This is a genomic window from Anabaenopsis arnoldii (assembly GCF_028331025.1).
Classification (GTDB): Bacteria; Cyanobacteriota; Cyanobacteriia; order Cyanobacteriales; family Nostocaceae; genus Anabaenopsis; species Anabaenopsis arnoldii.
The window spans coordinates 34,661-48,634 of sequence record NZ_JAQMUH010000088.1 but is presented as its reverse complement, the minus strand read 5'-3'; the positions used below and the strand labels follow the sequence as shown (position 1 = coordinate 48,634).

8 protein-coding genes and 1 pseudogene are annotated in these 13,974 nt (G+C 43.4%); 8 read left to right on the top strand and 1 reads right to left on the bottom strand.

All coding sequences use genetic code 11. From position 1 onward, the window contains the following. Nucleotides 1-170 precede the first annotated feature (170 nt). On the top strand, nucleotides 171-2,735 hold the full coding sequence (gene glgP, locus PN457_RS07465; RefSeq protein ID WP_271732416.1) for an alpha-glucan family phosphorylase: 2,565 nt from the start codon (nucleotides 171-173) through the stop codon (nucleotides 2,733-2,735). A 25-nt stretch (nucleotides 2,736-2,760) separates the two neighbouring features. Here glgP and PN457_RS07460 read toward each other — a convergent pair whose 3' ends face one another. Further along, nucleotides 2,761-3,507, bottom strand: a complete 747-nt coding sequence (locus tag PN457_RS07460) for a DUF429 domain-containing protein (RefSeq protein WP_271732376.1) — start codon at nucleotides 3,505-3,507, stop codon at nucleotides 2,761-2,763. A gap of 248 nt (nucleotides 3,508-3,755) precedes the next feature. On the opposite strand from PN457_RS07460, the gene trpS reads away from it, so the two are divergent. The 7 genes and pseudogenes from trpS (at nucleotide 3,756) to PN457_RS07430 (ending at nucleotide 13,835) form a co-directional block, all read left to right on the top strand. Then, complete coding sequence (gene trpS, locus PN457_RS07455; protein WP_271732375.1) at nucleotides 3,756-4,766, top strand: tryptophan--tRNA ligase; 1,011 nt, start codon at nucleotides 3,756-3,758, stop codon at nucleotides 4,764-4,766. 59 nt (nucleotides 4,767-4,825) lie between these two features. Beyond that, complete coding sequence (locus PN457_RS07450; protein WP_271732373.1) at nucleotides 4,826-5,749, top strand: methylenetetrahydrofolate reductase; 924 nt, start codon at nucleotides 4,826-4,828, stop codon at nucleotides 5,747-5,749. Nucleotides 5,750-6,370: 621 nt separating this feature from the next. Continuing rightward, complete coding sequence (locus PN457_RS07445) at nucleotides 6,371-8,680, top strand: M48 family metalloprotease (RefSeq protein WP_271732371.1); 2,310 nt, start codon at nucleotides 6,371-6,373, stop codon at nucleotides 8,678-8,680. Nucleotides 8,681-9,046: 366 nt separating this feature from the next. After that, a pseudogene (locus tag PN457_RS18400) lies at nucleotides 9,047-9,378 on the top strand (RNA-guided endonuclease TnpB family protein); the annotation flags it as partial. Nucleotides 9,379-9,733: 355 nt separating this feature from the next. Then, entirely contained in the window at nucleotides 9,734-10,222 is a 489-nt protein-coding gene (locus tag PN457_RS07440) for an RNA recognition motif domain-containing protein (protein WP_271732370.1), read from the top strand. A 606-nt stretch (nucleotides 10,223-10,828) separates the two neighbouring features. Further along, nucleotides 10,829-12,091 (top strand): glycosyltransferase family 4 protein, encoded by a 1,263-nt coding sequence (locus tag PN457_RS07435; protein WP_271732369.1) that lies wholly within the window; start codon nucleotides 10,829-10,831, stop codon nucleotides 12,089-12,091. A 22-nt stretch (nucleotides 12,092-12,113) separates the two neighbouring features. Continuing rightward, entirely contained in the window at nucleotides 12,114-13,835 is a 1,722-nt protein-coding gene (locus tag PN457_RS07430) for an Rqc2 family fibronectin-binding protein (RefSeq protein ID WP_271732368.1), read from the top strand. Nucleotides 13,836-13,974: the final 139 nt, after the last annotated feature.

Genomic DNA, 13,974 nt, shown 5'->3' with positions numbered 1-13,974 from the left:
ATAGACTTAAAAATGTCTTTAGTGTAAACTTTATCAGCGATGGAAAGAATCACTATCAATGCTGAACAAAGTTATTTACACACACAGTCAAAAGAATTGGCAACATTGAGTATAAACAGCAATAAATACATAAACAATACCGAAAATTAAACTTGGAGCTTTACCAAACTATGCAGCCGATTCGCACATTTAATGTTTCCCCTTCCTTACCCTCGCGGCTCGAACCCCTGAGACGACTAGCATATAACTTGCATTGGGATTGGAATGTTGAAAGTAAAGATTTATTTCGTCGATTAGACCCTGATCTATGGGAATCTAGCCATCATAACCCCGTATTAATGCTGGGTACCATCAATCAAGGGCGGCTCTTGGAAGTTGTGGAAGATGAAGGCTTCCTAGCACAAATGGATCGGGCGGCTCGTCAGTTAGAAGATTATTTACAAGAGCGTACTTGGTATCAGAAACAGCGCAGCTCAAAGCCAAAAGAATGCTATGCCTATTTTTCGGCTGAATTCGGTCTGGTAGATTGTTTACCGGTTTATTCTGGCGGGTTGGGTGTTCTAGCGGGGGATCACCTCAAATCTGCCAGTGACTTGGGTTTACCTCTTGTGGGTGTGGGGTTGTTGTATCAGCAAGGATACTTTGCTCAATACCTGAATGCGGATGGTTGGCAACAAGAGCGCTACCCCATCAACGATTTCTATAATATGCCCTTGCACCTAGAGCGTAATCCAGATGGTTCAGAACTAAGGATTGCGGTGGATTATCCAGGGCGCAAGGTCTACGCGAGAGTGTGGCGTGTACAGGTGGGAATGGTACCACTGTATATGCTAGACACGAATATTGAACCCAATAACCCTTACGACCACGACATCACAGACCAGCTATATGGTGGTGATATTGATATGCGGATTCACCAGGAAATTATGCTGGGGATCGGTGGTGTACAGATGTTGAAAGCACTGGGTTACAATGTCACGGCCTACCACATGAATGAAGGCCATGCAGCATTCTCTGCTTTAGAACGGATCCGGATCTTAATTCAGGAAGAAGGATTAAGTTATGCCGAGTCCCGACAAGTGGTAGCTTCGAGTAATATCTTTACTACCCACACACCAGTACCAGCTGGGATAGATTTGTTTGCTCCTGATAAGATTTTGTATTACCTGGGGTATTATGCAGAAATCTTTGGTTTGCCTAAAGAGCAATTTTTAGGACTGGGGCGGGAAAATACGGGTGATTTATCGGCACCTTTCAGTATGGCGGTGTTGGCCTTGAAGATGGCGACATTTTCCAACGGTGTGGCACAGTTGCATGGTGTGGTGTCACGGCAGATGTTTAAGGGTTTGTGGCAAAAAGTCCCTGTGGAAGAAGTACCAATTGCGGCAATTACTAACGGTGTTCATGCCCGCAGTTGTGTAGCAAAGTCAACTCAAGAGTTGTATGATCGGTACTTGGGTCCTAACTGGTCATCAGCACCACCAGATAGCCCATTGTGGGAACGGATGGATGCGATCCCCGATGAGGAATTGTGGCGCAATCACGAACGCTGTCGCTTAGACATGGTTTTATATGTCCGAGAACACTTGGTGAAGCATTTGCGCGATCGCGGCGCGGCGGCTGCAGAAATTAACCAAGCTCAGGAAGTTCTCGATCCCAACGTTTTAACCATTGGCTTTGCTCGACGTTTTGCTACCTACAAACGTGCGACCCTGTGGATGCGCGATTTAGACAGAATCAAGCAGATTTTGCAGGGGAACAAACATCGCAAGCTACAATTTGTGATCGCTGGTAAGGCTCACCCCAAAGATATCCCCGGAAAAGAACTAATCCGCGACATTAATCACTTTATCCGTGAACAACACTTGGAAAAACAAGTAGTGTTTGTTCCTAATTACGACATTTATATTGCTCGGTTGATGGTAGCTGGTTGTGACGTGTGGTTAAACACGCCACGCCGTCCACGGGAAGCCTCCGGTACTAGCGGTATGAAAGCCGCCATGAATGGATTGCTGAATTTAAGTGTTCTCGATGGCTGGTGGGATGAAGCTGATTATGTCCGCACTGGTTGGTCAATTGGACATGGCGAGAATTATGATGATCCTAATTATCAAGATGAGGTAGAAGCTAATGCCCTCTACGAATTACTAGAGAAGGAAGTGATACCTCTGTTCTACGAGTATCACGATGTGGATGGCTTACCCCGTGCGTGGATTGCTAAAATGAAAGATGCAATTCGCTTGAATTGTCCTTTCTTTAATACAGCCCGGATGGTGGGAGAATATGCTCAACGGGCTTATTTTCCAGCTAGCGATCGCTATCATATTCTCACTGTCGATAATTACGCCCCTGCTAAAGAATTAGCTAGTTGGAAATCAAAACTCCGAGATCACTGGTTCAATATCAGAATTAAAGATATTGATGTATCTGAAGATACGGATATTGAGGTAAATCAAACCGTTGCTGTGAAAGCTAAGGTTGACTTGGCCACGTTGACTAATGATGATGTGCGGGTGGAGTTATACCAAGGTAGCATTGATGCTAATGGTGAAATTGTGAATGCAGTGCCTGTAGTCATGGATTACCAAGGACAGGATGCAACAGGGTTGAGTGTTTACACAGCTAACATTACTTATACTGTCTCTGGTTTGCAAGGCTTGTCTTTGCGTGTGTTACCGCACCACCAACATCTATCTAGTCCTTATGAGCCGAGATTGATTGCTTGGGCGGAATAAGCTCAAGGATGAGGGAGTAGGGGTTTCAATATTCCCCGCTCCCCACATTTGTGGGGATGACAATATAACCGGTTGTGCGATCGCCTAACACTAAGTTATGTTTTTTACCCCAATACCACCAGTGCGCTGCTACATAAGCACAAATTACACTATCTAGTTTGTCTTCAGCTGCTTTAAGTGCTGCGCCTGTGGTAGGGATTTGGGAAAATGAACCACCCAAGGGTACAGGGATCAGAGAAGGTTCTATGGTGGGTAAAATATCAATAATGTAATTGTAAAGTTTAATTAATTCTAAGCGGCGCTCACTGATGCGTCCTTTTTTATATTTCAGGATGCGTTCTAGGTTAAATAAGTTAACTATTGCGGGATGGGGAAAAACTTCTATTTGATATCTACCGGGTCTTCGGGGTTCAATTGTGGGTGCATGGACAAATCCACGAGACTCTAATTCTAAACCAAAATTTACAGTACGTTCTGCAAAGGGTAAATTTTGATTAGCTGGGTAACATCCGGCGTGATATTTGCCAAAGTATTTATGTGTGAGTTGATCGGGGAGACGACTCCCTACAGCATTGGGGATCAATGTGGGCGCGTCTACGGCCATCATCCCCGGTTGATTTGCGGGTACATGGTTATCTATCCAGGCGAAAATGTCTGTAATACATTCGCGCCGATCTAAATCGATGATGTGCAGTTTTTCTGCTATTAATTCTAAACAGCATAAGCCGCTTGGTTGGGATTTCCAGCCTAAATCAATGCCGATAAATTTCATTGACGTAAAGTTATATGCCTGGTTATTATGGCATTTTTTCTACATTTTCTCAGCAATCAGCTTGATGTGACACATCGTCCGTAGACTGATAGTCACTAGAGATTAACAATCGGTAAATGGATGAGTCACATAGATACATAACAAAAGCAGCAATGAGCAATTAGCGAGTTATCCCAGAAAGTGTCAAAATTGAAGGAGTTTTGTAACCGCCATATTCTTCGGGCGGATTTGAGATAAATTGGAAATTTATGGGCAAGCAGCGTGTTCTTTCTGGAGTTCAACCAACCGGTAATTACCATCTGGGTAACTACTTGGGAGCCATTCGCAATTGGGTAGAAGGTCAGAGCGAATACGAAAATTACCTGTTCGTGGCTGATTTGCACGCGATTACGGTACCACACGATCCCACAAGGTTAGCATCTGATACTTATACCCTGGTGGCGCTTTATCTGGCTTGTGGTCTGGATTTAAATCACTCGACGATTTTTGTGCAATCTCATGTTTCTGCCCACAGTGAGTTGACCTGGCTGTTTAATTGCATTACACCTTTAAACTGGTTACAAGACATGATTCAGTTTAAGGAGAAGGCGATTAAGCAGGGTGAAAATGTCAATGTCGGCTTGTTGGACTATCCTGTGCTGATGGCTGCTGATATTTTGCTGTATCAAGCTGATAAAGTACCAGTGGGTGAAGACCAAAAACAACATTTGGAATTGACTAGGGACATTGCAGCGCGGTTAAATCATCAATTTGGTAAACCTGATCAACCAGTGATCAAGTTACCATCCGCTTTAATTCGTCAGGAAGGCGCTAGGGTGATGAGTTTGGCCGATGGTACACGCAAAATGTCCAAGTCTGATCCGTCTGATTTAAGCCGAATTAATTTACTGGATACACCAGAGCAGATTCAATACAAGATTAAGCGCTGTAAAACTGACCCAGTTCGGGGTTTGACTTTCGGTGATCCAGATCGTCCAGAGTGTAATAACTTGTTAACGCTGTATATGCTGCTGTCTGGGAAGAAGAAGGAAGAGGTAGCAGCAGAATGTCAAGATATGGGCTGGGGACAATTTAAATCACTATTGACAGAAACGACAATTAATGCGTTAAAACCCATACAGGAAAAATATCAAGGGATAATAGAAGATCAAGCTTATCTCCAGTCTGTTTTGCGTGAGGGACGGGAGAAAGCCGAAGCCATTGCTAATCAAACTTTGGCACAGGTAAAAACTGCTTTGGGCTACTCCCTACCTCTGTAAAGGTTTCACTTTTGGGCGTAATTCGTTATACCCTTGAAGAAAAGTGAAACATTAATGTTATGCAGGATACCCAAAATACCACAATTTTAAACTCATTTCGTCGGGCAGCCCAATCCGGCGAATTTTTAGTTACCGCGGAGGTAGCTCCACCAAAAGGGGTGAATGTAGCACACATGATTTCAATGGCGGCGACCCTTAAGGGGAGGGTTCATGCTGTCAATATTACCGATGGTAGCCGCGCTGTATTACGGATGTCTTCTTTGGTAGCGTCAGTAATTCTGTTGCAAAATGGCATTGAACCGATTTGTCAGGTTGCTTGTCGTGATCGCAATAGAATTGGTTTACAAGCTGATTTGATGGGTGCTCATGCCTTGGGTATCCGCAATATTTTAGCTTTAACTGGCGACCCGGTGAAAGTAGGTGATCACCCCCATGCGAAAGCGGTGTTTGACTTGGAATCTGTGCGGCTCCTGCAAATGATTCGGAAAATGAATCAAGGCGTTGATTCTGATGAGAAGCCCTTGACAGATGGGGGGACTGATTTATTTGCTGGTGCGGCTGTGGATCCACAGTCTCCGAGTTGGTCAGGTTTGCAAAAGCGATTTGAACGCAAAATTGAAGCTGGAGCGCAGTTTTTCCAAAGTCAGATGATTACAGATTTTGAGCGCCTAGAAAAGTTTATGGATATCATAGCCTTGAGTCATAATAAACCCATTTTGGCTGGAATTTTCCTGTTGAAATCGGCAAAGAATGCTGAGTTTATTAATCGGTGTGTTCCGGGTGTAAATATTCCTCAGTATATTATTGATAGGTTGGCTACCGCAAAAAATCCCCTGGAGGAAGGAATGAAAATTGCTGCTGAACAAGTGCAGATGGCGCGACAACTATGTCAGGGTGTCCACATGATGGCGGTAAAGCGGGAGGATCTGATTGCACCAATCTTAGATTTGGCGGGAATTACACCAGTTAGTAATGTCAATTAGATTACCTCTAAATCAAGGGTTTTAACCGGCATTAAAGTCTCCCCTCTCCAAACCTGTGGAGAGGGTTTGAGGTGAGCGGAAAACAGCGAACTGACAAAAGCCCCCCATGTCATCAGCTTGGGGAGGTGCATTTATGGGGGTATGAAGCGAAGAAAGTTTGAAAAGGATATAACCTCAGATACCAGTACCAGCCACCATTTTGGTAACTGTGCCGAAAAATGACAAAAATGTCTATCACCTAAAATTTATATTTGTCCAGATTGTGGCAAAAATTTTGAAGATAGAAATATTAACGTGGTTGTCTACATCTTGCATCAGGGAATAAGTACGGTGGGACAGACTGGATAATATGGAAAGCGGAGTTTTGCTCTTGCACATTTCATGGAATTGTCAACAGTTACAGGGAGGTCATCGGTGAGTTGAAGTGAAGCGCGTAGGGTTTTCCACGCCGCTGCAAGCAGATCGCCCCGGTGGATTGGAGGAACATGAGTGTTAATGGGACTCAATGGCTACGCCACGCCAGCTATCGGGTGAAATTAATGACCACGGCATTAAGGATTTGCTCTTGTTTACCACCGTGGATCAGTTACTGGACATTGGAGTAACCAAATTTCTATGCCTATGGCTACGCCACGCAAGCTGTCAGATGCCGAACTGTCTTTGGAAGCCGGTTTAGTAGCCCTCAAACAAGGAAATTACCAAACTGCGATCGCTAAACTTACACCTGTGGCCACTAGTCAAGTAAATCCTAGAGCTAACTTACAGGCAAGGGTTGGTTTAGTCATGGCTTATGCACGCACTGGCCAAATTCGCAAGGCTACTATTCTGTGTCAGACTCTCAGAGAGAGCCAAGATACACGAGTTAAACAATGGGCTGAACTTGCTCTCACACACTTGGCAAAAAGCCGTAAAAAAAGTAGTAAATCTATGGCTACGCCACGCCAGCTATCAGATAATCCCGGAGGTGAGTTTGTAACTGGTGAGAATTCTCAAAACGCTACCGCATCAACAACTAAGACCCCTGGGGTGGTGGAGTCCCAGAAACAGAGAGTAGCAGAAACTAGTCAATATTCGCGAGCCAGTCTGAGTAGCGTGCCGAATACGGTGATCCCGCAGAATTTGTTCAGATCCTCCAGCTATATAAAAACTCCTCGGAGTGAGATTAGTCCCAGCTTTCATCGGTGTATTTATTGGCGACAAGCCAAACGTGCTAAGGTATGGCAACCCCTGGGTAAGCCTCAGTTAATTCCCTTGCGGTTGCTAGGACTGGGAACATTCATGGCTTTGCTGTGGTTACTGGGAGTAATACTCAATTTAACCACGGCATTGATTAACTTTGCTTTAGACAAATTACCTTACCTAACAGTCCAAAAGTTGCCGCACAGCAACCCTGCGCCATTGTTATTGATAGTTTTATTGATTATGATGGGACTATCACCTTGGTTGTTAGATAGGCTATTAGGAAAGTCTTATGGACAGACTGAATTGTCCAAGGATTTATTAAATCGCCACAGTCGCGAAACGGCTAGAGTCATACAACGTTACTGTCAACAGCGTCGCTGGCACTGTCCTAAACTCCGAATTTTACCCATAACAGCACCAATGGCGTTGACTTATGGTAGTCTGGCTAACAACGCTCGGATTGTAGTCACTCAGGGACTATTAGAGCAACTGGCAGATGATGAAATTGCGACTATTTATGCCACACAGTTAGGACATATTGCTCATTGGGATTTTGCGGTTATGTCTCTGGTGTTGCTGCTTTCACTACCCATTCATCGACTATATGAGCAAATATCGACATGGGGAAACAGGAAGTCAGAGGGAATTTGGTATAAGCCCATCAATGTTTTGGCGAGTGTGATTTATGGATTGTGGTATGTGCTTACTACTATTAGTTTATGTTTGTCGCGGTTGCGGCTTTACTATAGCGATCGCCTAGCTGCGGAAATTACCGGTAATCCCAACGCTCTGACTCGTGCTTTACTGAAAATTGCCATGGGTATTTCTGCTGATATCCAAAAATCAGAACAAACAAGTTGGCATTTGGAAAGTTTAAATTTCTTAATACCAGTCGGTTATGAGCAGAGCCTTTGTTTGGGTAGTATTGCTGGTCAACGCCCCTTTGAATCTCTATTGATGTGGGATAGTCTTCATCCATATCGCCACTGGTTTACTATTAATAATAGCCATCCTTTAATAGGCGATCGCATCCAACGTCTGAGCCAAATTGCTCGCCATTGGCATATAGATACTGAAATAAATCTCAATAGCCTGGGGTTGACCGTAGCCGAAGCCCAAGCAACTTATCAGGTAAAGAGTCAGTCATTCTTATTGCAAATCGCTCCTTTTTTGGGTATTCCCCTGGGTTTGGTATTTGCGGGTTTCACTTGGCTGATGTGGCAAACTGCTGTCAATCTGAGGTGGTTAAATCTCCAGTGGACATACAAAGATTGGACTGTGATTACGGGTTTTCTACTAATGGGCTTTAGCATCGGTATGGTGTCGCGGATGAGTTCATTTTTTCCAGACATCAAAACTGCTACTGTCCAGGATGATCAAAGCCTGATCAACCTCTTAACTAATCCATCTGCGCTTCCTATTGATAGTATAAGCGTGCAACTTGTGGGTAAGCTCCTGGGTCGTCGAGGTACGGGTAATTGCTTAGGACAAGACCTAATACTTCAGTGCAGCACGGGGTTAGTGAAATTACACCACATTCCTCTGGGACAGTCAGTTAATCCCCAAGATTTAATTGGTCGGCAAATTATAGTTACAGGCTGGTTTCGCCGAGGAGCAACACCCTGGATTGATATTCACACAGTGCAAACTCAAACTGGTAAAAATATTTATAGTCCTCATCCCATTTGGTCTACTTTTGTGGCTGTAGCTGCACAGGCTTGGGTTGCATACATTTTTCTCACCGGCTAGTACTACCTTGAACTCAACAGCCAAAAGCCAAACTCACCTCCTAGGGAATGTGGATAAAAATTGCACCCTGAGTCAATGAATCTTCTTTTGCTCCAGAAGCCCGGCTGAAAACCCTACTAGAAAATCCAGGGGGGTATATCCCCAAAGTTAACCCTTGTGGGGATAAGAACCTCTGGACTAGATCACCCATGCAGTCACAAATATACCAGCCAATGGCTGGTTTTTGTTTATGATGATCCCCCTTGAGGAAAAAAAAGTATTTTATGCTACGATATACAAATGTTGTTATTAAAAATGTATGCTTTGAACTAGTTACGTAGATGATACCATGGTAATATAAGAAATGGTATTTAATTCTGCGGACAGAGCTATCCTAAGCAAGCATTAAAACTTGTGGGTGATCACATCAAGATTCCTTTGGTAAACACCGTTAAACGTTGGTTCAATTTTGATAGTTTCCTATCCTAATGCCATCCAATTTGCAGTTTGAAGACATTAAGGAAGTGCGAATCTTGCCAATAAATCAGTTTTTATTGCTGATTTCGTCTATAAAAAAAGAATCCGCAATCAACCACTATCTTAATCCAGACAACGCTTTAGCAATTGACCCTGGCATCAAGAATTGGTTAAGCTGTGTTTCCAACAGTGGAAATAGTTTTATCTTTGATGGACGCAAAGTTAAAAGTCTTAACCAATGGTAAAACAAACGTCTTGCAATGCTCACACAGGTCTGTATGCAAGTTTTGACCCTTGCTCCCAGATTTCGGATCTGGGAAACGAAAACTAAAAGCGAAGTGGCAAGGTTGATACCTGTCACGTAGCAGCAGTTGACAATTCCCGGCTCTTAAGACAGGGAAGAGGTGAAGAATCTGATAATTGAGGTGCTGTTAGCTGAGTATTGTATGCGCTTTTGTATTAAACAAGCCTGATCCCAACAAAAAATTGTATTGTATAGGTTGACAGTTTGGAGTAAAAAATTTGGTTGATAGCAGTTTTGGTAAAGTAATACTTTTCTTGCCTTGCCATATTCGTTCAAATCTGGAGGTATAGTTCATGTCCATTCGCCTATATATAGGCAATTTGCCAAAAGAAGAAATAGATCGTCAAGATTTGCAAGCAGTTTTTGCCGCTGAAGGCGATGCTGTGACTACAAAACTAATTAAAGACCGCAAAACTGGCAAATGCCGTGGTTTTGGTTTTCTCACGGTCAACAATGACGAGCAAGCTGATCAAATTATTGAAAAGTATAATGGTCAATTGTTCAAAGAGACGCCCCTCAAGCTAGAAAAAGCATTACCTCGAACCAAACCTGAGGAAGCTGAAGAGCAACCTGCTAAAGCAGCTAGTGGTGTTAGTGGTCATCCGGCTCCTACACCAAAAGAAGGCGGTCGTCGTGAGAAAGGTTCTAAGAAGTCACGGCGTGGCGGCGGTGGTGCTGTGCGGGAAACCAGCACAAGTGCTGAATCAGATGCAATTCGTCCAGATCCACGTTGGGCTTCTGAATTAGAAAAGCTCAAGCAGATGTTAGCAGCACAAAGCTAATTGAGTCTAGAGGGGAGAGGAATTAAAATTAAAAATCGCGGTTTTTAGGTTTTAATTCCCTATAAATCCCCCTTTGTCGAGTTTTTCTAGGAAATGATTATTAGTGTGGTGCCAAATTTTTCTGAAATTTATCTATGATCTACGCACATGGAAAAAAATTTCACAGGATTCTTTATGCCCATGTTGTGTGAATTATATCAAGAATCGCGATGTCTACCCTGAGCTAGGCCTAGGCAATGTCAGCAGATCGGGTCATGACGGACATATCTTCATACCCTCCTCTAAGTTAACTTTGGGGGAGGGTTGCTTTTATGAGAATTAGATTTGCAGTTATCTACTGGCATTAGATATCAATGTACAGTAGATTACATCTGAGTGAGGTACAAAAGGCTGGGAAAGATGCCCAACCCACAAGATTTATAATATTAAACTGTGTATTTTATACTTCACAAGTGCTGTATACGCAAATAACTATAGACTGAGTACCCAAAAGATTAAATTGTTGGACATAATTAAATTAAAATAAAGATTACTCAAAGTTCCTAAATAATCATGTAAGAGGCGAAACTTTGACGATACATTCTCAGAATAAGCAACAGACAAACTATGAAACCTACTACCGACAAATGTATTGCCTTAATTTCTGTTCATGGAGACCCGGCGATTGAAATTGGTCAGGAAGAGGCAGGTGGACAGAATGTTTATGTGCGTAATGTGGGTGAAGCACTCGCGAAGCTGGGATGGCAAGTTGATATGTTTACCCGGCTGAGTAGAGAACAAGATAAAATTGTGCAATTGAGCGAAAATTGCCGCACTATTCGTTTAAAAGCAGGTGCTGTAGAGTTTGTACCCCGAGATAATCTGTTGGCATATATGCCGGAATTTTTGGATAATTTCCTGGAATTCCAAAGACACAATGGTATAACGTATCAGTTGGCGCACACAAACTACTGGCACTCTAGCTGGATAGGGATGCAACTCAATAAAATCCAAGGTACGGGGCAAATTCATACTTACCATTCACTGGGAGCCGTTAAGTACAGTACAATAGAAAATATTCCCATAATTGCTAGTCAGCGATTGGCAGTGGAAAAAGAAGTGTTGGAGAGGGCAGAAACAATTGTGGCCACAAGTCCCCAGGAAAAGGAACATATGCGATCGCTGGTTTCCCCTCAAGGTAATATTGAAATTATTCCCTGCGGTACAGATATTCGTAGCTTTGGTTCTATTGACCGTCAAACAGCAAGATTACAATTGGGAATTGCACCGGAGACTAAACTTGTATTCTATGTGGGACGTTTTGATCGACGTAAAGGAATAGAACACTTGGTGCGTGCGGTCAACGAATCCCAATTACGTGGTGATCAAAACCTGAAATTAATTATTGGTGGTGGTAGCACTCCCGGTAATAGTGATGGGATGGAGCGCGATCGCATCGAGAATATAATTAATGAATTGGGGATGAGTGAATTTACGACCCTCACTGGTCGCCTGAGTCAGGAAATATTGCCGACTTACTACGCTGCGGCTGATGTTTGCGTAGTTCCGAGTCACTATGAACCCTTTGGACTAGTGGCCATTGAAGCCATGGCTAGTTATACGCCTGTAGTAGCCAGTGATGTAGGTGGGCTGCAATTTACTGTAGTTCCCGAAATCACAGGTTTATTAGCTCCACCCAAAGATGTAGCCGCCTTTGCAGCTGCAATAGATCGGATTTTGTTAAATCCACAATGGCGAGACGAATTAGGTAAAGCTGGAAGAAAACGGGTAGAAAGTAAGTTTAGTTGGGATGGGGTAGCCACCCAGCTAAGTCAACTCTACAGTGAAATTTTGCAGAAAAAAGTTAAAGAACCAGCATTGATCCAGTAATTAATAGGTCATCATAACTCTTGTGCAACCAGTTGACTATACTACCCTAACTGCTGCTTGTAGCGAACTACGCGCTCACTGGCTGCCATCTCGATTAGAACAAGTTTATCAGCGCGATCGCTATACTATTGCTGTAGCATTACGCACCCTCAAACAAAGGGACTGGCTAGAGATTTCTTGGCATCCCCAAGCGGCGCATATTTGTATTGGCGAACCACCCCCAAGATTACCAGATACATTTACCTTTAGCCAACAATTAGTACATCAATTAGGTGGCTTGGCCTTGGTGGAAATTCAAGCCATCGCCCCTTGGGAGCGTGTTGTTAACTTACAATTTGCCCGCCGTCCTGGAGAGGAGGCATTGTACCATATATATGTAGAGGTGATGGGCAAATACAGCAACGTTATCCTCACCGATGCTAACAATATGATGATCACAGCTGCCCATCAAGTTGGTCAGCATCAATCTAGCGTCCGTCCCATTCAAACCGGACAACCTTATGAAACCCCACCCAAACTCACTGGACCTGTTCCTAGTTTGAATGAATCCGCTCAACGCTGGCAAGAACGGGTCAGCTTAGTACCAGGAGCAATTAAGCCTCAGTTATTAAAAAGTTATAGCGGCTTGAGTTCTGCCTTAGTGGAATCCATGTTAATTGCGGCAGATTTAGCCCCGGAAACCAGCACAGAGCAGCTCCAACCTGACGACTGGGAACGACTATTTAGACGATGGCAAGAATGGCTACAAGCATTGGATTTGAATAAATTCCAACCAGCTTGGACAGCAAAAGGATATACAGTCATGGGTTGGGGCGCAGTTGCACCAGAAAAAGATATCCAAACCTTAGTTAACAGATACTACACTGACGAATTAAATCAGCAAGTATTTTCTCAGTTACGGCATCAATTAAATCAAAAACTATATACTATATTAGTAAAAATACGTACTAAAGCGCAAACCTTTGCCCAACGCCTGCAGCAATCAGAACAAGCAGATGAATATCGCAAAAAAGCGGATTTGTTGATGTCTCACCTGCAAAAATGGCAACCAGGGATGACAGAAATTATCCTGACTGATTTTGAGACAGAACAACCAATAGCCATCGCCCTCTTACCAGATAAAAACGCCGTCCAAAATGCCCAACGCCTTTACAAACAGCACCAGAAACTTAAACGCGCTCGTAGTGCTGTGGAACCATTGCTTGGGGATGTCAACTCAGAAATTAACTATTTAGAGCAAGTAGAAGCCGCCGTCGCTCAGATAGAAAACTACCAAACAGCAGCAGATTTGCAGGCTTTGGAAGAAATCCGTGACGAGTTAATTGCACAGAAATATTTAGAAGACCCAGGATATCGCAGTCGCGGCGAAACCACAAGCACGAATTTTCATCGTTATCATACCCCCAGCGGGTTTGAAGTCTTAATCGGTCGTAATAATCGTCAAAATGACCAATTAACCTTTCGTGTGGCTGGAGATTATGATTTATGGTTCCACGCTCAAGAAATACCCGGAAGTCATGTACTACTACGTTTAGAACCGGGTGCAGTTCCCGAATCCGTAGATTTACAATTTGTGGCTAATCTTGCAGCCTACTACAGTCGTGGCCGTCAGAGTGACCAAGTACCAGTAGTTTATACTCAGCCCAAGCACGTTTACAAACCCAAAGGAGCCCAGCCGGGTATTGCTATTTATAAGCAGGAGCGCATCATCTGGGGACAGCCGCAATTAGTCATTAGTGATTAGTCCGTGAGAATTTTTCGCCATTTCCACCTGCGGGAATTTTGAATTTATGCTCTTAGATAGAGGCTGATTGTCGGGGGATATATGTTTTTTTAGAGATTTTTATCAAAAAACTGTGTTGACTGTTACAATAATGTTAAGA